25 protein-coding genes are annotated in these 22,135 nt (G+C 65.7%); 8 read left to right on the forward strand and 17 right to left on the reverse strand.

From position 1 onward, the window contains the following. Positions 1-9 precede the first annotated feature (9 nt). Together IC762_RS24010 and IC762_RS24015 are read right to left on the reverse strand one after the other, a co-directional pair. The gene (locus tag IC762_RS24010) at positions 10-684 is read right to left on the reverse strand and encodes a DUF429 domain-containing protein (RefSeq protein ID WP_195784680.1); all 675 of its coding nucleotides are present in this window, start codon (positions 682-684) and stop codon (positions 10-12) included. Further along, positions 681-2,351 (reverse strand): fumarate hydratase, encoded by a 1,671-nt coding sequence (locus IC762_RS24015; protein WP_195784681.1) that lies wholly within the window; start codon positions 2,349-2,351, stop codon positions 681-683. Before IC762_RS24015 ends, IC762_RS24010 begins: the two co-directional genes overlap by 4 nt. Positions 2,352-2,569: 218 nt before the next feature. Between IC762_RS24015 and IC762_RS24020 the strand changes: the two genes are divergently transcribed. Both IC762_RS24020 and IC762_RS24025 read left to right on the forward strand, forming a co-directional pair. Next, positions 2,570-2,884 (forward strand): Kazal-type serine protease inhibitor family protein, encoded by a 315-nt coding sequence (locus IC762_RS24020; protein ID WP_195784682.1) that lies wholly within the window; start codon positions 2,570-2,572, stop codon positions 2,882-2,884. Positions 2,885-3,011: 127 nt separating this feature from the next. Continuing rightward, positions 3,012-3,500 (forward strand): hypothetical protein, encoded by a 489-nt coding sequence (locus IC762_RS24025; RefSeq protein WP_195784683.1) that lies wholly within the window; start codon positions 3,012-3,014, stop codon positions 3,498-3,500. A 14-nt stretch (positions 3,501-3,514) separates the two neighbouring features. On the opposite strand, the gene IC762_RS24030 is transcribed toward IC762_RS24025, so the two are convergent. Beyond that, a complete protein-coding gene (locus tag IC762_RS24030; RefSeq protein ID WP_195784684.1) occupies positions 3,515-3,955 on the reverse strand; it encodes an SRPBCC family protein in 441 nt (146 codons plus the stop codon). Further along, the gene (locus IC762_RS24035) at positions 3,955-4,281 is read right to left on the reverse strand and encodes an ArsR/SmtB family transcription factor (RefSeq protein ID WP_195784685.1); all 327 of its coding nucleotides are present in this window, start codon (positions 4,279-4,281) and stop codon (positions 3,955-3,957) included. Before IC762_RS24035 ends, IC762_RS24030 begins: the two co-directional genes overlap by 1 nt. 146 nt (positions 4,282-4,427) lie before the next feature. Between IC762_RS24035 and IC762_RS24040 the strand changes: the two genes are divergently transcribed. Then, positions 4,428-5,102 (forward strand): methyltransferase family protein, encoded by a 675-nt coding sequence (locus IC762_RS24040; protein ID WP_195784686.1) that lies wholly within the window; start codon positions 4,428-4,430, stop codon positions 5,100-5,102. A gap of 23 nt (positions 5,103-5,125) precedes the next feature. Continuing rightward, positions 5,126-5,485: a GFA family protein gene (locus IC762_RS24045; protein ID WP_195784687.1), complete on the forward strand. Its 360-nt coding sequence runs from the start codon at positions 5,126-5,128 to the stop codon at positions 5,483-5,485. 119 nt (positions 5,486-5,604) lie between these two features. Here IC762_RS24045 and IC762_RS24050 read toward each other — a convergent pair whose 3' ends face one another. From IC762_RS24050 to flgB, 10 genes are all read right to left on the reverse strand, one after another. Beyond that, entirely contained in the window at positions 5,605-6,312 is a 708-nt protein-coding gene (locus IC762_RS24050; RefSeq protein ID WP_195784688.1) for a glutathione S-transferase, read from the reverse strand. 86 nt (positions 6,313-6,398) lie between these two features. Continuing rightward, positions 6,399-7,076, reverse strand: coding sequence for a lectin (locus IC762_RS24055; protein WP_195784689.1), 678 nt, complete (start codon positions 7,074-7,076; stop codon positions 6,399-6,401). 162 nt (positions 7,077-7,238) lie between these two features. Further along, positions 7,239-8,198, reverse strand: coding sequence for a Tim44 domain-containing protein (locus tag IC762_RS24060; protein ID WP_195784690.1), 960 nt, complete (start codon positions 8,196-8,198; stop codon positions 7,239-7,241). A gap of 174 nt (positions 8,199-8,372) precedes the next feature. Beyond that, positions 8,373-10,964 carry a cell cycle histidine kinase CckA gene (gene cckA, locus IC762_RS24065; protein ID WP_195790259.1) on the reverse strand — a complete coding sequence of 864 codons (2,592 nt, stop codon included), beginning with the start codon at positions 10,962-10,964 and terminating at the stop codon, positions 8,373-8,375. 147 nt (positions 10,965-11,111) lie between these two features. Further along, entirely contained in the window at positions 11,112-12,185 is a 1,074-nt protein-coding gene (flhB, locus tag IC762_RS24070) for a flagellar biosynthesis protein FlhB (RefSeq protein ID WP_195784691.1), read from the reverse strand. Positions 12,186-12,194: 9 nt separating this feature from the next. Beyond that, positions 12,195-12,965 carry a flagellar biosynthetic protein FliR gene (gene fliR, locus IC762_RS24075; protein ID WP_195784692.1) on the reverse strand — a complete coding sequence of 257 codons (771 nt, stop codon included), beginning with the start codon at positions 12,963-12,965 and terminating at the stop codon, positions 12,195-12,197. 18 nt (positions 12,966-12,983) lie between these two features. Then, entirely contained in the window at positions 12,984-13,247 is a 264-nt protein-coding gene (gene fliQ, locus IC762_RS24080; RefSeq protein WP_195784693.1) for a flagellar biosynthesis protein FliQ, read from the reverse strand. A 37-nt stretch (positions 13,248-13,284) separates the two neighbouring features. Further along, positions 13,285-13,599 carry a flagellar hook-basal body complex protein FliE gene (gene fliE / locus IC762_RS24085; RefSeq protein WP_195784694.1) on the reverse strand — a complete coding sequence of 105 codons (315 nt, stop codon included), beginning with the start codon at positions 13,597-13,599 and terminating at the stop codon, positions 13,285-13,287. Positions 13,600-13,628: 29 nt separating this feature from the next. Then, positions 13,629-14,054 (reverse strand): flagellar basal body rod protein FlgC, encoded by a 426-nt coding sequence (flgC, locus tag IC762_RS24090; RefSeq protein ID WP_195784695.1) that lies wholly within the window; start codon positions 14,052-14,054, stop codon positions 13,629-13,631. A 27-nt stretch (positions 14,055-14,081) separates the two neighbouring features. Further along, on the reverse strand, positions 14,082-14,492 hold the full coding sequence (flgB, locus tag IC762_RS24095) for a flagellar basal body rod protein FlgB (RefSeq protein WP_195784696.1): 411 nt from the start codon (positions 14,490-14,492) through the stop codon (positions 14,082-14,084). Positions 14,493-14,864: 372 nt separating this feature from the next. Here flgB and IC762_RS24100 point away from each other — a divergent pair, with 372 nt between their 5' ends. From IC762_RS24100 to IC762_RS24115, 4 genes are all read left to right on the forward strand, one after another. Further along, a complete protein-coding gene (locus IC762_RS24100) occupies positions 14,865-15,803 on the forward strand; it encodes a flagellar biosynthetic protein FliO (protein ID WP_195784697.1) in 939 nt (312 codons plus the stop codon). Continuing rightward, positions 15,800-16,552: a flagellar type III secretion system pore protein FliP gene (gene fliP / locus IC762_RS24105; RefSeq protein WP_195784698.1), complete on the forward strand. Its 753-nt coding sequence runs from the start codon at positions 15,800-15,802 to the stop codon at positions 16,550-16,552. The genes IC762_RS24100 and fliP overlap by 4 nt, the downstream gene beginning before the upstream one ends. Before the next feature lie 86 nt (positions 16,553-16,638). Beyond that, complete coding sequence (locus IC762_RS24110) at positions 16,639-17,526, forward strand: hypothetical protein (RefSeq protein ID WP_195784699.1); 888 nt, start codon at positions 16,639-16,641, stop codon at positions 17,524-17,526. Positions 17,527-17,578: 52 nt separating this feature from the next. Then, positions 17,579-18,730: an aminotransferase class V-fold PLP-dependent enzyme gene (locus IC762_RS24115; RefSeq protein ID WP_195784700.1), complete on the forward strand. Its 1,152-nt coding sequence runs from the start codon at positions 17,579-17,581 to the stop codon at positions 18,728-18,730. Here IC762_RS24115 and IC762_RS24120 read toward each other — a convergent pair. From IC762_RS24120 to IC762_RS24130, 3 genes are all read right to left on the reverse strand, one after another. After that, positions 18,727-19,953, reverse strand: a complete 1,227-nt coding sequence (locus IC762_RS24120) for a YbfB/YjiJ family MFS transporter (protein ID WP_195790260.1) — start codon at positions 19,951-19,953, stop codon at positions 18,727-18,729. The two genes, IC762_RS24115 and IC762_RS24120, sit on opposite strands and share 4 nt — an antisense overlap. Positions 19,954-20,049: 96 nt before the next feature. Next, positions 20,050-20,760 (reverse strand): SDR family NAD(P)-dependent oxidoreductase, encoded by a 711-nt coding sequence (locus tag IC762_RS24125; RefSeq protein ID WP_195784701.1) that lies wholly within the window; start codon positions 20,758-20,760, stop codon positions 20,050-20,052. A gap of 230 nt (positions 20,761-20,990) precedes the next feature. After that, entirely contained in the window at positions 20,991-21,935 is a 945-nt protein-coding gene (locus IC762_RS24130; protein WP_195784702.1) for a LysR family transcriptional regulator, read from the reverse strand. Positions 21,936-22,135 lie beyond the last annotated feature (200 nt).

Genomic DNA, 22,135 nt, shown 5'->3' on the forward strand with positions numbered 1-22,135 from the left:
GCACCCGATCTAGAACCAGATCTGCATCGGCAGATCGAACACGTCGCGCGGCGGCGTCCCCTCGGGAACGCTGCCACGCGGCTCACATGCGGCGATCGCGACGGCGCAGGCATCCAACACGTCATCGCGCTTGGCACCGGTGCCGATCCGCGTCTCATTGAGCCAACGATCGATCTCGCGAAAGCCTGCGCGCTTCACCAGCCTGCAGCGGAGGGCATCGCCCTCCTCCGACTTCTTGCGGGGCAACGGCTTGCCGCCGTTCAATCGCAAGAAGACAAGCTCGGGATGCACCTCGCGAATGTCGCGCGTGGGGTTCGCGCGAACATAGGCGTCGACTTCCATGATCTTCGGCCCGAGGTGCCAGAGCTGGCGCGAGACGCGGGTCTGGCCGCGGTGCAGTGCTTCCGCATTGGCTTCGTCGGGATCCGAGAATTCCTGCCACAACCAGCGCCGCGCACCCGTGAAAACGCGCGAGCTGTGTGGCCGTAGCATCGCGCGCGCCAGGAGATCGCACGCGCGCAAGCCGTCATCGGTCAGGCCGATCGGGATATCGATGCCGGCACGGTCGAATGGACGCGTCAACGCGTCCGCGATGTCGGGATGGAACGAGATGGTTCGCCGGTCGCCGTCGATACTGACGGCGACCCAGCCTTTGGAAAATCCGTCGAGGCCTATGACCCTCAACCGAGATTCAGTTCCTTGAAGAAGTCGTTACCCTTGTCGTCGATGATGATGAAGGCCGGGAAGTCGACCACGTCGATGCGCCAGATCGCTTCCATGCCGAGCTCGGGATATTCGACTACCTCGACCTTCTTGATGCAGTGCTCGGCGAGGTTCGCCGCCGCACCGCCGATCGAGCCGAGATAGAAGCCGCCGTGCTTCTTGCAGGCCTCGCGCACCGCGACGGCGCGATTGCCCTTGGCGACCATCACCATCGAGCCGCCTGCCGCCTGGAACTGGTCGACGAAGGAATCCATGCGGCCGGCCGTGGTCGGGCCGAACGCGCCGGAGGCGTAGCCGTCGGGCGTCTTGGCGGGACCGGCGTAGTACACCGGATGGTTCTTGAAATAATCCGGCAGCGGCTCGCCCTTCTCCAGCCGCTCGCGCAGCTTGGCGTGCGCGGAATCGCGGGCGACGATCATGGTGCCGGTCATCGAGACCCGGGTCTTGGTCGGATATTGCGACAGCGTCGCCAGGATCTCCTTCATCGGCTTGTTGAGGTCGATCTTGACCACCTCGCCGCCGAGCGACTGCTCGACCGCGGGCAGATACTGCGCCGGGTTGTGCTCGAGCTCCTCGAGATAGACGCCGTCTTTGGTGATCTTGCCGAGCACCTGGCGGTCGGCCGAGCACGAGACGCCGAGCCCGATCGGCAGCGAGGCACCGTGGCGCGGCAGCCGGATCACACGCACGTCGTGGCAGAAATACTTGCCGCCGAACTGCGCGCCGACGCCGAGCGACTGCGTCATCTTGAGGATTTCCTGCTCCATCTCGAGATCGCGGAACGCGTTGCCATCGGCCGAGCCGTGCGTCGGCAGCGCGTCGAGATAGCGCGCGGAAGCCAGCTTCACCGTCTTCATGCAGAGCTCGGCCGAGGTGCCGCCGATCACGATCGCAAGGTGATAGGGCGGGCATGCCGCGGTGCCGAGCGTCAGCACCTTCTCCTTCAGGAACGCCAGCAGACGGTCTTTCGTCAGGACCGACGGCGTCGCCTGGAACAGGAAGCTCTTGTTGGCGCTGCCGCCGCCCTTCGCCATGAACATGAACTTGTAGGCCGAATCTACTTCTGAAGAGCCGCCCTCGGCGTAGATCTCGCATTGCGCCGGCATGTTGTTGGCGGTGTTCTTCTCCTCATACATCGACAAGGGAGCGACCTGCGAATAGCGCAGGTTGCGGCGCAGATAGGCGTCGCGCGCGCCTTCGGACAGCGCAGCCTCATCATCGCCGTCGGTGATGACGTTGCAGCCCTTCTTGCCCATGATGATCGCGGTGCCGGTGTCCTGGCACATCGGCAGCACGCCGCCGGCGGCGATATTGGCGTTCTTCAGGAAGTCGAACGCGACGAACTTGTCGTTGTCGCTGGCTTCCTTGTCCTCCAGGATGTTGCGGAGCTGCTTCAGGTGGCCCGGCCGCAGATAGTGGTTGATCTCGCCGAACGCGGCCTCCGACAGCGCCCGCAGCGCGTCGCGCGAGACCACCAGCATGTCCTTGCCCAGCACCTTCTCGACCCGGACGCCCTCGCTCGTCACCTTCTTGTAGGGCGTGGCATCCGCGCCCAACGGGAACAGCGGCGTGTGCTTGTAGGGCGGAACGGGCTTTTGCTGATCGGGAAAGGCGCTTGGGGCGTTCATGGGCTGCTCTTTTGGCTGCGCGACGGTTGGAACGGCCGGCCCGGCCCCAAGGGGCCACCGGCAACATAGAGCCGTTCTAAGCATTTCGGGGACAAAGGAAAGAGACGCCGGCCGTCCCCAGCCATGCGCACCGCAGCAATCATTGTGGGATCAATCACAGACGTGTAATCTAAAGTTGCGTATTGATCAGAACCGATATCATTTTGAGGGAGGCAATCATGAAGACAGGACTTTTCGTCTCGTTTGCATTGGCATTGCTGATCGCGGCCCCGACAGGCGCCGGTGCGGCCGGCCAGAAGTGCGGCGGCTTTGCCGGGTTCGTCTGCGGCGCCGACGAATTTTGCCAGTTCAAGGCTGGCACATGCGGCCGCTTCGACCAGTTCGGCAGCTGCGTGCGCAAGCCGCGCTTCTGCATCAAGATCTTCAAGCCGGTGTGCGGCTGCGACGGCCAGACCTATGGCAATGATTGCGAGCGCGAAACCGCCGGGGTCTCCAAGGCCCACAACGGCAAGTGCAAGCCTTTCGCTTTCTAGGCGCTGCGGCGCCTGACCCGGCGGGCCGAATGACGATCTGTGACCGCTCCTGCGGTCACCGCACATATTGACGCGCTCCGCGGGAGCCTGCATGAACCTTCGTGCATGTCCTGCCGCGGGGGATTTCATGACTGACACATTGCGCCGACGCTTGGCCGTCGGCATTCGCTTCGCTTCGGCCGCCGCGCTGATGACGCTGAGCGCCTTCGCCGCAGCGCCGGCGCATGCCGACCCCTGCGCGGACATCGCAAAACAGCTCGCCGGCCAGATCGACGGGCTGAAGGTCAACTTCACCGCCGCCAACATCACCTATCTGACGCATCCGGCGGCGAAGGAATTGTCGCTCGGCTGCCGCGGCAAGGACTATTCGATCGAGCTCTACGCCAAGACCGACCGCAAGATGAAGCCGGAGTTCTTCAACCTGGTCGGCGCCGCCACAGCACTGGTGTTCACGCTGCCGAAAGACGACACCATGACTGGCACCTCGCGCTGCCTGAAGCGGATGGGCATCCTGCGCGGCAGCACCATCACGATGCGCTACCGCCGCCTCAACATGGAATGCACGCGCAACAGGACCGAGGCCTCGATCACCGTCCGCCGCGGCACCAGCGAGTAAGCCCCAGGGACGTGTCAGGCTTCCGCGGCGACGCGCCCGATGGCGTCGACGATCTTGCCCCAGCCCGGGCTCATCATGTCGAAGGCATAGCGGTTGCCGGGGAAGACGAAGCCGTCATGCACCATGCGGACCCGGGTGCCGGCCTCGACCGGCGTCAGCGTCCAGGTGACGACGGAGTCGAGCTTCGAGCCGTACTCCGGATTGGTGTCGGCGCCGCCCTTCCAGGAATAGCGCAGCAGATGCGGCGGGTCGCAGACGAGCACCTCGCAATGGACGACGCCGTCCCAGTCACCGATCGGCCGCGTGCGGAAATTGAGTCTGTGGCCGACGACGGCTGTGAAATCGTTCGGCATCAGCCATTTGGCCAGCAGCTCGCGCGTGGTCAGCGTCCGCCAGACCTTGTCGACGGCGCAAGGCAGCACTTTCTCCACCGTGATCGCACGCGTCTCACCCATCACTCACTCTCCTTCAACAGATTTTCCAGGTTCGCGAAGCGCTCGGCCCAGAACGTCTCGTAGTAGCCGAGCCAGTCGATCAGGGGCCGCAGCCCCTTCGGCGCGACGCGATAGTGGATGTGGCGGCCCTCGCGCCGCTCGGTGACGAGGCCGGCATCACGCAGCGCGCGCAGATGCTGCGACACCGCCGGCTGCGACACTTTCGAGCCCTGCACCAATCCGGTCGCGGCCACCTCGCCTTCCCGCGCGATGCGCTCGAACACCGCGCGCCGGGTCGGGTCCGCGAGGGTCTTCAACACACTGGTGAGCTGCATCGCCGCGGTCATGACAATATATAAGCAATTACTTATATGAATGTCAATGCCGACGCAGCGCAGGAACGCTCCGCCTGCTCCGAAAGTTGATCGCCGCGGTCGCATGTTCGCCGGAAAAAAGGTGCGATGATCGCCGACGGAATCGCGCGGAGCCCGCCATGATCGCCAAGCTCCTCCTGCAGAACACCCTGTTCGTCGCCGGCATGGCCGCGCTGCTGTTTGGCGCCGCCGGCACACTGGATTGGCCGGGTGCCTGGGCCTATCTGATCGCCTCGGCGGTGATCGGCCCGGCCTGCGGCCTGTGGCTCGCCAAGGTCGATCCCGGATTGCTCGCCGAGCGCATGCGCCTCACCGCGCGCGAGGAGCAGCCCAGGGCCGACAAGATCTTCATGCTGATCTTCGTTGCCGTCGCGGTGCTGTGGTTCGTCGTGATGGGGCTCGACCGCCGTTTTGGCGGCGGCAATGCCGGCGTCGCGCTGATGCTGCTTGGCCTTGCACTCTATCTGCTCTCGACCGTGCTGATCCTCTGGGTGTTCCGTACCAATTCCTTTGCGGCGCCGGTCGTCAAGGTGCAGACCGAGCGTCAGCATCAGGTGATCTCCGACGGCCCCTACGCTCTCGTCCGTCACCCGATGTATGCCGCCGTGATGCTGTTCTTCATCGGCGTGCCGCTGACGCTCGGCTCGTGGTGGGGCCTTGGCTTCGTGCCGTTGTACTTCGCGATGTTCGCGTTCCGCACCGGCATCGAGGAACGCACGCTGGTCGCAGGGCTGAAAGGCTATGCCGAATACGCGGCGAGGGTGCGCTACCGCCTCGTGCCGGGATTGTGGTGAGGGATGATCATGGAGAGTTGAACATGGAAGACAGCAAGACCTACACCGGCGGCTGCCATTGCGGCCAGGTCCGCTTCGAATGCACCACCGACATGGCTTTCGTCACCGCATGCAACTGCTCGATCTGCACCAAGAAGGGGCTGCACTTCGTGTTCCTGCCACCGACGAGCTTCCAGCTCCGCGCCGGACAAGAGAACCTGAAGGAATATCTGTTCAACCGCCACGCCATCCACCACCAGCTCTGCCTCGATTGCGGCGTCGACGTGTTCGCACGCGGCAAGAAGCCCGATGGCAGCGATATAGTGGCGCTCAATGTCAGCTGCATCGACGGCGTCGAGCTGTCGAAGCTCGCGATGACGCCGGTGGATGGGCGGAGCCGATAGCGAACCGCTTACGTATTTCGTCATGCCCGCGCTTGACCCGGGCATCCATCGCGCAACAACGTGGACAGCCGTGGGTCAAGCCCGGCCATGACGATCAGCGCAAGATCACGCGGCGATACTCAAACATCCAGCGCCTTGTAGCGGCGGAAGATGCCTTCCTCGTTGAATGGAATGCGGCGGTCGCTGGCGAGATAGGCCTTGATGTTCGGCCGCTCCGCGACGCGGTCGCGCAGCGCGATCAAGCGAGGCACCTTTTTCTCGAACCCCGCCATGCGCCTGGGAAATGCGTAGCGCAGGCCCTCCACGATCTGGAACAGCGACAGGTCGACATAGGTCGCGCGCCTGCCGGTGACGAAGCCGCCGCCATTGGCCTGCACAAGATCCTCGAAATAGCCGAGATATTTCGGCACCCGCGATTCCCAGAAGTCCTCGCTGCGCCGTTTCGCCGGCGCCTTCTGGTCCTCGTAATAGAGCGACGGCCCGAGCGGATGATGGGTGTCGTGGATCTCGAGCACCAGATCCGTGATCGTGAGCTGCAGCTGATGCACCCACAATTTGCCGCCCTCCGCTTTCGGCGCCAGACCGTGGCGCGCGCCGAGATAGAGCAGGATGTTGGCGGTCTGCCCGATCACGAGCTTACCTGCGGTGAGGAATGGCGGCGCAAACGGCGGCGTGCCCTCGTGCGCCTCCATCATCTTCGTCATCGCGCCCATGCCAGCCTTGCCGCGCGCGACGTCGGTGTAGGGCGCACCGGCATCCTCGAGCGCGAGCCGGACATACTCGCCGCGGCCCTGGATCATCGGCCAGTAGTAAAGCTGATAGTGCATGCGCGGACCCCTGGGTCGATGACGGCCGATATGGCCCCACAATCTTGCGGGAGCCGTCGAGCGGACGTCAACGCACCAGTTTGCGATCAGTTCGCCGCGAAGCAGTACAAGAGGCCGTCGCCGCCGGTGCTCTTCAGATCGCTTTGCGAGCAGCCGCCGTCGGGGCCGCGCGAGGGGTGCGACGAATTCCAGGATTTCGACGCATCGTCGTCGCGCAGGCCGATGCGGTCGGAATGGCCGAGCATCGCGGAGCCTTGCGTACTGCTCGTCCAGTTCTTGCAGGTGCGGTCGTCGCCGGTGGCAAAGGCGGTGCCATCGCCCTGCGATCCCGTCAGCACGTCGTGACGGTTCGGCGTGTCGCCGCGGCCATTGATCACCTCGCCCTTCTCGGACAACGCGGTCTGCTTGGTCAGATTGTTGGCGGCGCCATGCAGCTCCGTGACGTCCTTGGCGACCACGACGCCCTTCACATTCTGCCACGGTCCCTTGCCGATGCGGTCGCGCGCGTTCACCGCGGGCTTGCCGTCGGCGGCCTGCGTCGACAGATAGGCGCGCCAGGTCTTCGGCGCGCCGAAGCCTGCGGCCTGCGCCAGCTCCTGGCAGCGATTGTCTGCGCCGGCGAGGCCGCCGAGATTGCCGCCATTGCCGATACCGTTGCTGGTGACGAAGAAGCTGGTGTTCGCGGTCTGCGCCCGCACCGGCGATGTGGCGACGGCTGCGAACGCAAGACAGGCAGGAACGGCAATCCAGGCAACGATCTTCATCTCATCCTCCCGACGGTTGTGATGGTCCGCTGACATCAACCCGCGGCATCAACGGATATTCCAACGCCACGACGCGCGCATGAAGCACGCAAAACAAAAGCGCCGCGGGGTGAGCCGCGGCGCTTTGTGTTGTTCATAGCCGACAACTGGTCAGTTGGTCTCTCAGTTGGTCTCCTGGATCGCCGAGAGCTCCCAGTTGCCGCCACGCTGGCGCAGGAAGGTCCAGACGTCGGTGACCTCCTGCGGCTGCTCGCTGCCGCCGACCAGACGGTTGCTGTTGCGATCGAGCATGACGTCGACCAGCGAGTACCGCATCGCGACCGTGGCATATTCGCTGTCGCCTTCGCGCCAGGCTTCCGCGAGGTCGCCCTGCAGGAGCTTCACATTCGTCACCTTGTTGATGACGTTGCGCGCCTTGTTGTCCTGCAGATCGTTCGAGAAGTACGAAACCATCTCGGGCGTCGCCAGGGTGTGCAGCTTTGCGATGTCCTCGTTCGACCACGCGGTCTGGATCTCGCCGAGCAGTCGCTCGAACGCCTCGTAGTCGGCCGGCGTGATCTCGACCGGCGCATTATTGCCGCCGCCGAGCCCAAAGCCGAAGCCCGAGCGCGTGTTCGGCTGCGCGCCGGGGCCGACATCGGGTCCGCCGGCATAGGCCGGGGACGGCGAATTGCGGCGCTGCCACCACGACATCGCGAACCGGACCACCAGCACGATCAGGCCGATCTGCAGGATCAGGCCGAGGATCGACGACAGGCCGCCGAGGCCGGAGAACAGGCCGCCGCCGAACAGCATGCCGAACAAGCCGGCACCGAGGAAGCCCGCGGCGAGACCGCCGAGTAGGCTGCGGCCCATGCCCGGACGGCCGAACAGGCCGCCGGAGTTGGCCGCCGGCGCGCCCATGCCCGGGCCGTTGGGCTGGCTGAAGGTGCGGTTCAATGGGGCGACCGAACCCGGCGCGGTGTTGGTTGAGGGCGGCGCGGAGAAGGTTCGCGAGCCACGCGAGCCTCCGCTGCCGGCGCGCGCATCGGCCGCCGAGACGGTCATCATCACGGGCAGCGCCAGCGCCATCACGACGGCGATCGCCCGAACAATTCCACGCGTGCGGTGCGAGAAATTCATGTTGGTTTCCTCAAGGAATCCCCGGCATGGGGAACGCCCCCTAAGATGGGCATCGAACGGTAAAAGTGAAGCGGGAAAGCGGAACCGCGGCTGCGGCCCGCGGTCGCGGAGATGTGGCGATTTTGACCCTTGCGGACGCGAAAGCCGGCCCTCACGCCGGATACACCGCCGCTATTACGCCGTCATGGTCTCCTTCACCGCCGCGACCAGCTGCGTGAGCGTGAACGGCTTCGGCAGGAACGCGAACTGCTGGTTCTCGGGCAGGCTCTTCTCGAAGGCGTCTTCGGCATAGCCTGAGACGAAGATGATTTTCAGCTCCGGATTGCGGCCACGCATCTCCTTCAGCATCGTCGGACCGTCCATCTCCGGCATCACCACGTCGGAGACGACGAGATCGACGGCGCCCTGCTTCTCCTCCAGCGCCTCGATCGCCTCGACGCCGTTGGCGGCCTCGATCACGCTGTAGCCGCGCGAGCGGAGGCCGCGCGCGTTCAGCGAGCGCAGGCCGTCCTCGTCCTCGACCAGCAGGATCGTGCCCTGCCCGGTCAGATCCGGCTTCGGCTTGGCGGCTTCCGCGACGGCCGCGACCTCCTTCGCCGCACCATTGCCGGCATGGGCTTCGGGCGCCACTTCCTGCTCCGGCCGGTGCCGCGGCAGGAAGATGCGGAACGTGGTGCCTTCGCCGGGGACGGAATCGACATAGACGAAGCCGCCGGTCTGCTTGACGATGCCGTAGACCGTCGACAACCCAAGGCCGGTGCCCTTGCCCACCTCCTTGGTCGAGAAGAACGGCTCGAAGATCTTGTCGATGATCTCGGCGGGAATGCCGGTGCCGGTGTCCGAGATCTCGATCTTCACATAGTCGGCCGCCGGCATGCCCTTGTTGGCGAGCTGCGCGGCCTCGTCCGTCGGCACATTGCCGGTGCGGATGCTCAGCCTGCCGCCGTCCGGCATCGCGTCACGCGCGTTGACCGCGAGATTGACGATCACCTGCTCGAACTGCGAGACGTCGACCTTGATCGGCCACAGATCGCGGCCGTGCACCAGGTCGAGCTTGACCTTCTCGCCGATCAGCCGGCGCAACAGCATGGTGAGATCAGACAGCGCGTCGCCGAGGTCGAGCACCTGCGGCCGCAGCGTCTGGCGGCGCGAGAACGCCAGCAGCTGCCGTACCAGCGTCGCGGCGCGGGTCGCGTTCTGCTTGATCTGCATGATGTCCTGGAACGACGGATCGGTCGGCTTGTGCGCGTTCAGCAGGAAGTCGTTGGCCATCATGATGGCCGAGAGCACGTTGTTGAAATCGTGCGCGATGCCGCCGGCGAGCTGGCCGACCATCTCCATCTTCTGCGACTGGTTGATCTGGTTTTCCAGCGCCCGCCGCTCGGTGATCTCGAGCATGTAGACGATCGCGGTCTCGGCGTCGCGCTCGTTCTTCTCGACGGTCGTGACGAAGAACTGGGCGAAGCGCTCCTTGGCGCCGTCGAGCATCACCTCGACCGGCGCGATGTCGCCCTGCCCTTCGGCAGCCTGGTTGATCGCCGCGATCAGCAGGCCGCGGTCGCGCGGATTGACCGCGCGGAAGATCGATTTGGCGGCGCCGCCCTCACCGTTCAGGTTCTGCGTCAGCTTGGCGTAGCGCGCATTGGCGCCGACCACATTGCCGCCGCGGTCGACGGTGGCGATCGCCATCGGCGTGTGGTCGAAGAAGCGCATGAAGCGCACCTCGGCGGCACGCTCCGGATCGGAATGCTCGTCGCGGGCGCGGCTGATCACCAGCGTGCGCGAGGCGCCCGCCGCGCCGTCGGCGCCGAAGGCGAGCTTGTGATAGAGCCGCACCGGCACGGTCTTGCCGCCGCGCATGCGCAGATCGATGTCGAACACCTCGGTCTTGACCTCGCCCGGCACCGGCACGATCGAGGTCAGCAGCGAGGCGCCGTCGCCCGAGACGATATCGGAGAGCTTCAGCCCGCCCGAGCCGATCTCGGCGAGGTCGTAGTCCAGCCAGTTCGCCAGGGTCGCGTTGACATAGGCGATCTCGCCGGCCGCATTGACCGAGAAGAAGCCGCAGGGCGCGTGGTCGAGATATTCGATGGCGTGCCGCAGCTCCTGGAACACGTCTTCCTGGCGCTCGCGGTCGCGGGTGATGTCGGCGATCGACCACACCGCGTATTTGGACTCGCGCTTGCTCTGGCCGAGCGGACGCACCCTCAAGCGCAGCCAGCGGCCTTGCGCCCCTTGACCGGTCTGGCCGGCGTCGTGACCGGGGCCGGCAATGCGGACCTCCTCCTGCTGCCGCTTGCCTTCGCGCGCGGCCTTCAACAGGCGGAACACGGCCTCGGAGACATCAGGGTTGCCGATGAAAACGCGCTCGACGGGGCGGACATCCTGCGGCGAGGCCGCGCCGGTCAGCGCCAGATAGGCGGCATTGGAATAGACCACATGGCCGCGCTGGTCGGTGACCACGAGCCCCTCATGGGCGTGGTCGGCGATCCGCCCCATCACCGGGTCGTCGGTGGCGCGGTCGGAGAAGCGGATGATGCCGGCGGCAAAGGCGAACAGATTGAACAGCCCGACGGTGGCGAGCAGCGCCAGCACACCGAGGATATAGGGCTGGGCCTGGGTGCGGCCGATGGTCATCAGCCAGACCGCCACCGCGACGATGCCGGCCGCGATCAGGAGCACCAGGAGGATGCTGCCGCCCCGCCGCGTTGGCCCGTGGGCCACGAACGGCTCGGTCGCGGGAGGATGGTTGCTATCGGCGGTCATCTGGAGAGACATGGCTCGTCGGCATCGTTGGGGCGCCCGGAGCGGCCGCCCATCCCTGAGTGCCTGAATCGGACCCGAAAACGCAAGTCCGCCGGGCGGCAATTTCGCAAGTTACGCGCATTTCAAGCGGATTTCCGCCGGCTCCGTTCAGCTGCGCAGGCCGGACAGGCCGCGCTTGAGCCGCATCACGTAACCGATGATTTCGGCAACCGCATGATAGTGCTCGACCGGAATCTCCTGGTCGACCTCGACGGTGGCGTAGAGCGCGCGGGCCAGCGGCACGTTTTCCACCATGGGAATGTCGTGCTCCTTGGCGATCTCCCTGATCTTGAGGGCGACGAGATCGGTGCCCTTGGCGAGGCAGACCGGCGCCGGCATGCCGCGGTCGTAGGCCAGCGCCACCGCGAAGTGGGTCGGGTTGGTGATGATGACCGAAGCCTTGGGAACCTGGGCCATCATGCGCTTCTTGGCGCGCTGGGCCCGGAGCTGTCGGATCCGGCCCTTGACGTGCGGGTCGCCTTCGGACTGCTTGAACTCGTCCTTCACCTCCTGGAGCGACATTTTGTGTTTCTCGAACCAGGTCCGGTACTGGAAGAAGTAGTCGGCGATCGCGACCAGTGCGAGGAACGCGACCACGGCGGCCAGCAGATGCAACGTCATGCTAGTGATCGCGGGCAGCAGGTCCGCCGGGTCGACGCGCAGGAACGATTCCATGCGCATCCGCTCGGGCCACAGCACCATGACCATCACGGCGCCGAGCGCGATCAGCTTGAACAGGCCCTTCAGGAAATTGACCCCGGCCTGCTTGCCGAACAGCCGCTTGAGGCCTGCCGCCGGCGATATCTTGGAGAATTTCGGGATCAGCGGCTCGGCCGACCACACCAGCCGGTGCTGGATCATGTTGGCCGCGATCGCGGCCAGCGCCAGCAGCAGGAACGGCACGCCGATCGCGGCGATCACGGCGTAGCCGAGCGACTGGGCCAGCTGCAACAGGCCCGGGCCGTCGGTGCGGATCATCCAGGAATTGGCGATCAGATTGCGCAGCGGCATCGAGATCCCGCCGCCGACCGAGCCCGAGAACATCGAGAACAGCAGCGTGGCGCCCGCGATCACGAACCAGGTGTTGACCTCCTGGCTCTTGACGACGTCGCCTTTCTCGAGCGCCTCGTCGAGACGTTTTTGCGTCGGGTCTTCTGTTTTGTCGTCGGTATCCTCGGCCATTGCTGGTCCCTAGTTCATGGGGGCGAGCTGGCGCAGGACGCCGAGGAAATAATCGAGATAGGTGCCCATCATCGCGGCGAGCACGACGCCGAAGATCACGAAGCCGGCGAGGATCATAAGCGGCACGCCGACGAAATAGACCTGCATCTGCGGCATCAGCCGCGCCAGGATGCCGAGCCCGATATTGAACACCAGGCCGAACACCAGGAACGGCGCCGACAGTTGCAGGCCGATCTTGAAGGCGGCGGAGAAGGCCGATGTCGCGAGCGAAGCGACGTCGCCGGTCGGCATCACCTCGCCCGGCGAGAAGATGCGGTAGCTTTCGCTCAACGCCGCGATGACGAGATAGTGGCTGTCGGTGGCGAACAGCAGCGTAAGGCCGAGGATGGTGAGGAAGTTGCCGATGATCTGGCCCTGCTGTCCCTGGGTCGGATCGATCGCGGTGACGAAGCCGAGGCCGAGCTGCTGGGCGATCACCGAGCCCGCGACGTTGAGCGCCGACAGCGTCACCCGCGCGGTCGCGCCGAGCACGATGCCGATGATCAGCTCGTGCACCATCAACACGCCGAGCGCGGAGATCGACGTCATGTCGACGTGATAGGCGTTGCGGTGCAGCGGCAGGATGATCAACGTCAGCAGCAGCGCGATCGACAGCTTGATCTGCGTCGGGATGTTGCTCTCGCCGAAGCCGGGCAACAGCATCACCATCGCGCCCACGCGCGCGAAGACCAGCACGAACGTGGCGGCCAACGCCGGCAGGAGCGAGATATCGATGCGCATGACCGGGGCATTACTGCCTCAACCGCCGATGATTCGCGACGAAATCCGCATCATGTGGGCGTTGAGCTGGTCCGCCATGAAGGGCAGTGCCAGCAGCAATGTGACGAAGATCGCGAGAATCTTCGGCACGGCGGCCAGGGTCTGCTCCTGGATCTGCGTCAATGCCTGGAACAGCGACACCACCACGCCGACCGCGAGGCCGACCACCATCGGAGGCGACGACACCACCACGATGGTCCAGAGCGCATCGCGTGCCACGTCGAGGGTTTCAGGGCCGGTCATTGTTGTTCTCTCTTTTTTTGGAACTGCTTCGTCGACGTCAGATCGACATCTTCATGATGTCTTCGTAGGCTTGGATCACCTTGTCGCGCACCGACACCAGCGTCGAAACCGCGACGTCGGTTTCCGCGACCGCGGTCACCACGTCCATCACATTGGCCTTGCCCGAGGCCATCGCCATGGTCTGCGCGTCGGACTTCTGGCCTGCTTCCATCACGCTGCCGACGGCGTCCTTGACGAGCGCGCTGAACGAAGGGCCGCCGGCGGCGGCCTGACTTGCCTTCTCGGCGCCGCCCCGTTCCATCATCTTGGCGAGGCTGGCATAGGCGTTGGCGGCGACTGTCGGGGAAGCCATGATCTACGATCCCTGGTTTTTCTGTTGCGTCAGGATTTGAGGATGTCGAGCGTGCGCTGGATCATCCGCCGCGTCGCGCCGATGATGTTGAGGTTGGCCTCATAGGAACGCTGGGCGTCGCGCATGTCGGTCATTTCGACCAGCGAGTTGACGTTGGGATATTTGACGTTGCCGGAGGCATCCGCCGCCGGATTGCCCGGCTCGTATTTGACGCGGAACGCCGAAGAGTCGGTGCGCACCCGGCCGAGCGCCACCACCTGGGCGTCGAGCGTGCGGTCGAGCGCCGACGAGAAGGTCGGCACCTTGCGGCGATACGGATCGCCGCCCGCGGTCTGCGAAGTCGAATCCGCGTTGGCGATATTTTCCGAGATCACCCGCATCCGTCCGGCCTGCGCGCGCAGGCCCGAGGTCGCGATGCTCATAGAGCGGGTGAAGTCGCTGACGTCGTCTGCCATGATGTCCTCCTGCCGCCGTCAGCGGCCCTAGCCTTTGCCGATCGCGGTCTTCAGGAGATGCAGGCTCTTGCTGTAGAGCGAGGTGACGGCCTGGTAGTCCATCTGGTTGGCCGACACTTTCAGCATCTGGTCCTCGAGATTGACCGCGTTCCCGGCCGGCCGGGTCTGGAAGCCGCTCTTGCCGCGGTCATTGTCGAAGGTCTCCGGTGCGCCCGACGCCGACATGTGGGTGGCGCTGGTCTGCAACATCGGCAGCGTGCCCATGCCGCCGCCGACCGTGGAGCCGGCCTTGTCGAACTTCGGCTCGACCAGGTCGCGGGGGCGGAAGTTCGGCGTGTCGGAATTGGAAATGTTCTCGGAGAGCACGCGCTGGCGTTCCTGGTGCCACTGCATCTTGGTGCGCAGCGCCGACAGGATCGGGAGATCGTTCATGGACATGGCGAGCTGCTCCGTTAACCTCTTGGACGGCCGCTGGGGCTCCCGAGGTAGGCAGAATTTGCCCGGTCTATGGTTAACGGGTGGTTAAAATACCGGACTGATCCGTGGAGAACCTCCGAACCGCGGCCTGCGAGCGCATTTTCGCCACGAATGCTGCGTTAACCAGCCGAGGCCAAGTCAGCGTGGGGCGCTGAGAAGTCGTTTTGGGACAAGCGATTCTTGGTTTATTAATAGAACAGTCGGCTGCAAGCCGGTGGGAATTAAGGAATAAGGCGAATCTCGGGCGCGATTCGCTTTACGCAAACCACGTTTGTCAGTCCGCGCTCGCTGAAAGCGGAAGCTGAGGAAGGCCACATGGCCGGGGACTCCAGTATGCAGGCAGTTACATTCATCCTGGCGTTCGTCGCCGTGCTGGTGCTGATCGTGGTTGCAGCCTGGTTGGTCCGGCGCTTCGGCGGCGGCCGCATCGGCGCCAACGCCAATCGCGGACGGATGCCGCGACTCGCGGTGATCGACGCCGCCGCCGTCGACGGCCGCCGCCGGTTGGTGCTGGTCCGCCGCGACAATATCGAACATTTGCTGATGATCGGCGGTCCGACCGACATCGTCGTCGAGCCCAACATCGTCCGCGCGATGCCTGGCCGCGATCAGATGTCGACGCGTCCCGCGGTCGCGACCGACTCGGCGCCGCCGCGCGTCGCGCCGCTGCCGGATGCCGCGTGGGCCGAGAGCGAAGCCGCCCGCGCGGATAGTTTCGACCAGCCTGAACCCGAACTGCCACCGCTGCCGCGTCAGACGCGCCCTGCCTTTGCCGACGAGTTGCGCCGGCCCGCACCGGCTGCGGAGCGCCGTAGCGATCCGCTCGCGGGCCTCTCGACTGAGCGCACCGAGCCGCGACCTGATCCGATGCCGCCGCGGCTGCCGCGCGCCGAGCCGGCGATCCCGCGTCCGCCGCGCGCCATCGAGCCGAAGGCGCCGCCGCCGTTGCGCAGCCCCGAGCGTGCCGCCGTGCCGCCGCCACCTCCTGCGCCCCCGCCTGCTGCGGCAGCGCCGCCGGCGCCTCCGGCCCCGCCGGCCGCAACGAACGCCGACGCCAATCTCGCCGAGATGGCGCAGCGGCTCGAGGCGGCGCTGCGCCGCCCGACACCAGGTGGGGCAGAGACCGTCGCGCCGCCGGTCGCGCCCGAGGCGCCGCCGGTGCGTCCGGCGCGCAGCGAGCCGCCTGCCGCGCCCGCGTCGCAGAAGAGCGGGTTCGAGAATCTCGAGGACGAGATGGCGTCCCTGCTCGGCCGACCGAAGTCCCCTTCGTGAGATCAGGGGCATTTCCGCGTAGAGTTTTTTTCATCGCTGTCCTGATCGCCGCCGGAGCCTTCGCAGTTCCGGCGATGGCGCAGGATATCTCGATCAATCTCGGCGGCGGCAATGGCGGCGTCACCGAGCGCGCGATCCAGTTGATCGCGCTGCTCACGGTGCTGTCGATCGCGCCGTCGATCCTGATCATGATGACCTCGTTCACGCGCATCGTGGTGGTGCTGTCGCTGCTGCGCACCGCGCTCGGCACCGCGACCGCGCCGCCGAACTCGGTGATGATCGCGCTGGCGATGTTCCTCACCGCCTTCGTGATGGGGCCGGTGCTGCAGAAATCCTATGACGACGGCATCAAGCCGATGGTCGCCAACCAGATCGGCGTCGAGGAAGGATTGCAGCGCGCCTCGATCCCGTTGCGCGGCTTCATGCAGAAGAACGTGCGCGAGAAGGACCTGAAGCTGTTCATGGACCTCTCCGGCGAGCCGCCGCCGGCGACGCCCGACGAGATGTCGCTGCGCATCCTGGTGCCGGCCTTCATGATCTCCGAGCTGAAGCGCGCCTTCGAGATCGGCTTCCTGCTGTTCCTGCCGTTCCTGATCATCGACCTCGTGGTCGCCTCGGTGCTGATGTCGATGGGCATGATGATGCTGCCGCCGGTGACGATCTCGCTGCCGTTCAAGCTGATCTTCTTCGTTCTGGTCGACGGCTGGTCGCTGGTCGCCGGCAGCCTGGTGCAGAGCTACGGGGGGTAGCTCCGCGCAAGCGTCATGGCCTCCCGGCTGGATCGGGCACCGCATTCGACTATCATCGGCGCCGTCGCATCCCGGGAGCCGCGTTCATGCAACAGCCGTTCGACCGCGCCGCAGAAGACCTCGGCAATTCCATCCATCTCGAGCATATCAATGTGCAGGTGCCTGACCAGCGCCTCGCCACGCTGTTCTATGTCGCCGGCATCGGGCTGACGCGCGATCCCTATCTGATGGTCTCCGACGGCAACATGTGGGTGAATGCCGGCCGCAGCCAGTTTCATCTGCCGAGCGGCCGGCCGCAGGTGCTGCGCGGCCACACCGCCATCGTGATCGCGGGACGGCAGGCGCTGCTCGACCGGCTGGCGTCGGTTGCGCCGAAGCTCGAAGGCACCGCGTTCAGCTATCGCGCACACAACGATTATGTCGAGGCGACCTGCCCCTGGGGCAACCGGCTGCGCTGCTACGAGCCCGACGCCGATCGCTTCGGCCGCATCGCGCTCGGCGTGCCCTATGTCGAGTTCGAGGTGCCGCGCGGCACCGCGGAGGCGATCACAAGGTTCTATCCCGAGATCATGGGCATTCCCGCAAGCCTCGCCAACGGCGACGCGACGGTTGCGCGCGCCAAGGTGGGCAAGGATCAGTATCTGCAATTCCGCGAGAGCGACGCGACGCAGCCGGAGTTCGACGGCCATCACGTCCAGATCTACATCACGGACTTCTCCGGCCCCTACAAGCGGCTGCGCGCGCGCAACCTGGTCTCCCGCGAGGACAATCAGTACCAATACCGCTTCTGCGACATCGTCGATCCTGCCGACGGAAGGCATCTGTTCACGGTCGAGCACGAGGTGCGCAGCGCCACCCATCCGATGTATCTGCGACCGCTGATCAACCGCAACTCGGCGCAGACCAATCGCACGTTCGCCCACGGCTACGACCAGGCGCAATGGGCAATGGGGCCGGATCAATATGACGGATGACGGCGGGCACCTTGCACCGAACCCTCTTCCGCAACGCCAGCCTTGAGCCGACATGCTTCCCTCACAGCGCGATCTATTCGATGTCCCCCGCGACGTCTGCTACCTGAATTCGGCGTCCTATAGCCCACTGCCGCGGCAAACGCTGGAGGCCGGCCGCGCCGCGGTGGCGCGGAAGGGCCAGCCCTGGACGCTCGATGCGGGTTTCGCCAGCCGTCAGTATGAGCGCGCCCGCATCGCGGCGGCGCGGCTGATCAATGCCGATGCGGACGACATCGCGCTGATCCCGGCGATCAGCTATGGCGTCGCGACAATGGCAAAGGTGTTGACGATTCCGCGCGGCAGTCGCGCCATCGTGCTGGAGAACGATCATTCCTCGCCGGTGCTGGAATGGCATGCCCGCGCCGAAGCACATGGCTTCATCGTCGAGACCGTGCGCCAGCCCGCCGACGGTGACTGGACTGCGGCGGTATTGGCCGCGATCGAGCGCCCCGGCGCAGCGCCGGTCGGGCTTGCCTCGATCTCGTCGGTGCATTGGTCGGATGGCGGCATGATCGACGTCGACCAGGTGCAGGCGGCGCTGAAGCGGCACGGCGCGCTGTTCGTGATCGACGCGACCCAGAGTGCGGGCGTCGTCGCGATGGACGTCAAGGCGCTCGATCCCGACGCGGTGCTTTTTCCAACCTACAAATGGCTGGTCGGCCCCTACGGCCGAGCCTTCCTCTACGTCGCAAAGCGCCACCACAACGGCGTGCCGCTGGAGCAGACGTCCGCCGGCCGCCGCAACGTCAACTCCGAAAATGCGGTCTATTTCGGCGATCTCGGCTATGTCGACAATGCCCGGCGTTACGACATGGGCGAGCGCGATTATTTCATCTCGCTGGAGATGGCCTCGATCGGCATGGAGATGATGGCGGAATGGGGCACCGCCGCGGTCCGCGCGCGGCTTGCGATGCTGACGCAGCGGATCGCCGACGGCGTGCGCGATCTCGGTCTCAACGTGCTGGAGCGTAACTTGCGCGCGCCGCACATCCTGAGCCTCGGCATGACCGGTGGCGTGCCGAAAGACCTGATCGCACGCCTTGCCGCCGAGAACATTTACGTGGCGTTGCGCCTCGGCCGCATGCGCATCTCGCCGCATGTCTTCAACGACGAGGCAGATGCCGACCGCTTCGTCGCGGTGCTGACCCAGAAGCTGCGCAGCTAGCCGCGCTGGCGCCCGATCGCGATCGCGCCGACCAGCTCGATCGCCAGCGCCGCGACCACGGCAGCCGCGCCGATCACGAACAGCAGCGCATAGTCGCCGCCATTTTGCGCGAACAAATAGGACAGACCGTAGGCACCCGCCGCCTGGAACAGCGCGAAGGTCGTGGTCGCCTGCGCCCACGCGGCACGCTGGTTCGCGGCGGAATGCGGGATCAATTCGTGGATGCGACCGATCACCAGCGGCACGATGCCGGGCGTAAAGCCGCCGACGACGATGCTCGACACGATCAGCGCCGCCGGTGACGCCGACACGGCGGGTATCGCGACCGCAACGGCCTCGATCAGGAAAGCCGCGCGCAGCGCGGCGGCAAAGCCGGCGCGATCGGCAAGATGCCCTGATAACAGCGGACCGACCACGGCGCCGAGGCCGTACAGCACCCAGTAATACGATCCGGCGGCGATCCCCTGCCCGAGCCCACGCGCCACGAAGTCGACCAGGAACACCATGTGCGGCACCAGCGCCAGCGCGTTGAGGCCATATTCGACGCACAGCGCGATCACCAGCGGCGAACGCACGCCATGCGCTGCGGCGTGATGCTCCGCGCCGGCATGTGCAGCGGGCGTTTCGGCGGGCCACGCCTTCCAGCTGATCAAGGTCAGAACCGCCGACAACAGGCCGAGGCCGACCCACGCCTGCTTGACGCCCTGCTGCAGCAGCAGCGGCACCAGCGTGCCCGACGCCGCGATGCCGAGCCCGACCCCCGCAAAAATCACGCCGCCGATGAGCCCCCTCCTGCTCGGCGCCGTCTGCGGCAGGATCGCCGTCGCCGCCAGCACCATGATCACACCGCCGCTGACGCCGGCGAGGACGCGCAAACCGAAGAACCACACGAACGAGATCGGCACCGCGCAGGCAAAGCAGGTGACCGCGGCCAGCGCCATCGTGCCGCGTAGCGCCCACACCGAGCCGACGTGCGCGCCGAGCTCGCGGGCGATCAGCGCACCGGCGAGATAGCCGGCCAGATTGGCGGCGCCGAGATAGACCGCCTCGGCGGGCGTGAACCATTTTGCGGCGATCAGCGCCGGGATCAGCGGCGTGTAGGCGAAACGCGCCAGCCCGAGCCCGACCAGCGAGGCGCACAGCCCGGCAACCGCGGACAGCCACACCGGCCTGCCGGCATGCTGATGCGGCGCGGCGTGGTGATGATCGACATTGGCGGACATGGACATTGGCGTAGGCCCTTCGGCAGTTCGTGAAAAATGATTAGTTCCGATCGCAGCGATCACTCGCTGCGATGCCGGAACCCACACCCTTGTGCGCTAATGGCCGGCGCTCTGGCCGCCGTCGACATGGAGGATCTCGCCGGTGACGAAGCCCGCGTTCTCCAGGAACAGCACGGCGTCGACGATGTCCTTGGCTTCGCCCATCCGTCCGACCGGATGCAGTTTGGCGAGGAAGTCGTGGGTCGCGGGCGCGTGCATCGGCGTCTTGATTACGCCGGGTGAGACCGCGTTGACTCGAATGCCCTTGGCGGCATATTCGATCGCGAGCGACCTGGTCGCCGCGCTCAGGCCCCCCTTGGTCAGCGATGCCAGTACGGAAGGAACGCTGCTGTTGGCGTGATCGACCAGGCTGGTGGTGATCTGCACGATGTGCCCGGAGCCCTGCTTCAGCATCTCGCGCGCCGCGCGCTGCGTCAGATGGAAGAAGCTGCCGAGATTGATCGCCAGCACCCTAGCGTAGTCCTCGGCGGAATATTCTGTGAACGGCTTGGCGATGAAGATGCCGGCATTGTTGACCAGCGTGTCGACGCGGCCGAACCGTGCGAGCGCCTGCTTGACGACGCGGTCGGCCACCTCGGGGTCGCTGATATCGCCAGCGACCGCCAGCACGTCCGGATCGGACGACGGCTTGATGCTGCGGGAATTGGCGACCACGCGATAGTTGCGATCGCGAAAACCCTCGACCAGGCCGAGACCGATCCCCTGCGACGCACCGGTAATAATGGCGACCTTCTGCTCTGCACCCATGGCCTCTCTCCATCTGTCGGTGAGGCGGCAATCAGCACCGCCTCGATGGAGCAGAACTTAGATACATGTGCCATCCGCGCGAATGCCCACTATTCGGCAGACACTCTTCCGCGCGGCGAACGAGCGAGCATGATCCGGAAAAGTGTGAGGGCGGTTTTCCCTCGCGACAAACGCGGAACGCGTTTGCGCGGAGATCATGCTCAAACAAGAAACCAAAGCGCGATGACAATTCATCGCGCTTTGGCGCCGGCGTTGCGGCTGGCCTCGCGCGTCAGCCGCTCGAAATAGCGCTTCAGCCGCGGAGTGGCGAAATCGACGAAGGCGCGAACCTTCGGCACGTCGAGCCGCCCTTGCGGAGCGAGCATGTGGATCGGCACCGGTGGAGGCTCGTCCTTGGCGAGCAGGATCTGCAGCCGCCCGTCGCGGATCACCTCGCCAAGGTGATACGAGAACAGCCGTGTGACGCCATGCCCTTCGGCGGCCGAGGCGACCGCCGCGCGAATGGTGTTGACCACGAGGCGCGGCGTGAACTGGATCGCACGCGCGACCTTTGATTTTTTCGCCGGCGGAAAGCTCCAGGAGTCGATGCCGAAATGCGTCATCGCGATGATCCGGTGTTTCGCCAGATCTTCTGGCTCGCCGATCACAGGATGCTGCGCGAGATAGGCAGGCGACGCCGCAACCACCCGGCGCACCTCGCCGAGCTTGATCGCCACGAAATTGGAATCGGCGAGATGGGCGATGCGCAGCGCGATGTCGATGCCCTCGTCGATCAGATTGACGGTGCGGTCGAGCATCGCGAGCCGCACCGTCACCGCCGGATATTCGGTCGTGAAGGCATCGAGCAGCGGCCGCAGCACGTCCTCACCCACCACGACCGGTGCGGTGATGGTCAGCGTGCCGCGCGGCGCCGTGCGCTCGCCGCCGGCCAGGATGTCGGCCTCCTCGAGCTCTGTCAGGATGCGCCGGCAGGCCATCGCATAGCGCTGGCCGGCCTCGCTCAGCTTCAGCGACCGCGTCGTGCGATGCAGCAGCTCGGCCCCGACATGCTGCTCGAGGAACGCGATCGCCCGGCTCACTGCGGCCGGCGACCGCCGCAACCGCCGTCCCGCGCCGGCAAGGCTGCCCTCGTCGACAACAGCGACGAACACCTTCATGGCGTCGATGCGGTCCATCCGATCTCCCCGTATGCGACAATGGCTCCGGCTTACCTCGCCCCGCGTGCGGGGAGAGGTCGGAACGCATCGTCAGATGCGTTCCGGGTGAGGGGGAGCCTCCGCATAAGCAACTGTCACCATCTGCGCGTAAACAGCCCCTCACCCCAACCCTCTTCCCGTAAGAACGGGGCGAGGGAGCGCAGTGCCGTCGCCGCTAC

It is taken from the genome of Bradyrhizobium genosp. L, from assembly GCF_015624485.1.
Lineage (GTDB): Bacteria > Pseudomonadota > Alphaproteobacteria > Rhizobiales > Xanthobacteraceae > Bradyrhizobium.

Coding starts and splice junctions, on each gene's coding strand:
- IC762_RS24015 (WP_195784681.1), bottom strand. CDS start 2,351: ATGAACGCCCCAAGCGCCTTTCCCGATCAGCAAAAGCCCGTTCCGCCC.
- IC762_RS24020 (WP_195784682.1), top strand. CDS start 2,570: ATGAAGACAGGACTTTTCGTCTCGTTTGCATTGGCATTGCTGATCGCG.
- IC762_RS24025 (WP_195784683.1), top strand. CDS start 3,012: ATGACTGACACATTGCGCCGACGCTTGGCCGTCGGCATTCGCTTCGCT.
- IC762_RS24030 (WP_195784684.1), bottom strand. CDS start 3,955: ATGGGTGAGACGCGTGCGATCACGGTGGAGAAAGTGCTGCCTTGCGCC.
- IC762_RS24035 (WP_195784685.1), bottom strand. CDS start 4,281: ATGACCGCGGCGATGCAGCTCACCAGTGTGTTGAAGACCCTCGCGGAC.
- IC762_RS24040 (WP_195784686.1), top strand. CDS start 4,428: ATGATCGCCAAGCTCCTCCTGCAGAACACCCTGTTCGTCGCCGGCATG.
- IC762_RS24045 (WP_195784687.1), top strand. CDS start 5,126: ATGGAAGACAGCAAGACCTACACCGGCGGCTGCCATTGCGGCCAGGTC.
- IC762_RS24050 (WP_195784688.1), bottom strand. CDS start 6,312: ATGCACTATCAGCTTTACTACTGGCCGATGATCCAGGGCCGCGGCGAG.
- IC762_RS24055 (WP_195784689.1), bottom strand. CDS start 7,076: ATGAAGATCGTTGCCTGGATTGCCGTTCCTGCCTGTCTTGCGTTCGCA.
- IC762_RS24060 (WP_195784690.1), bottom strand. CDS start 8,198: ATGAATTTCTCGCACCGCACGCGTGGAATTGTTCGGGCGATCGCCGTC.
- cckA (WP_195790259.1), bottom strand. CDS start 10,964: ATGACCGCCGATAGCAACCATCCTCCCGCGACCGAGCCGTTCGTGGCC.
- flhB (WP_195784691.1), bottom strand. CDS start 12,185: ATGGCCGAGGATACCGACGACAAAACAGAAGACCCGACGCAAAAACGT.
- fliR (WP_195784692.1), bottom strand. CDS start 12,965: ATGCGCATCGATATCTCGCTCCTGCCGGCGTTGGCCGCCACGTTCGTG.
- fliQ (WP_195784693.1), bottom strand. CDS start 13,247: ATGACCGGCCCTGAAACCCTCGACGTGGCACGCGATGCGCTCTGGACC.
- fliE (WP_195784694.1), bottom strand. CDS start 13,599: ATGGCTTCCCCGACAGTCGCCGCCAACGCCTATGCCAGCCTCGCCAAG.
- flgC (WP_195784695.1), bottom strand. CDS start 14,054: ATGGCAGACGACGTCAGCGACTTCACCCGCTCTATGAGCATCGCGACC.
- flgB (WP_195784696.1), bottom strand. CDS start 14,492: ATGTCCATGAACGATCTCCCGATCCTGTCGGCGCTGCGCACCAAGATG.
- IC762_RS24100 (WP_195784697.1), top strand. CDS start 14,865: ATGCAGGCAGTTACATTCATCCTGGCGTTCGTCGCCGTGCTGGTGCTG.
- IC762_RS24110 (WP_195784699.1), top strand. CDS start 16,639: ATGCAACAGCCGTTCGACCGCGCCGCAGAAGACCTCGGCAATTCCATC.
- IC762_RS24115 (WP_195784700.1), top strand. CDS start 17,579: ATGCTTCCCTCACAGCGCGATCTATTCGATGTCCCCCGCGACGTCTGC.
- IC762_RS24120 (WP_195790260.1), bottom strand. CDS start 19,953: ATGTCCGCCAATGTCGATCATCACCACGCCGCGCCGCATCAGCATGCC.
- IC762_RS24125 (WP_195784701.1), bottom strand. CDS start 20,760: ATGGGTGCAGAGCAGAAGGTCGCCATTATTACCGGTGCGTCGCAGGGG.
- IC762_RS24130 (WP_195784702.1), bottom strand. CDS start 21,935: ATGGACCGCATCGACGCCATGAAGGTGTTCGTCGCTGTTGTCGACGAG.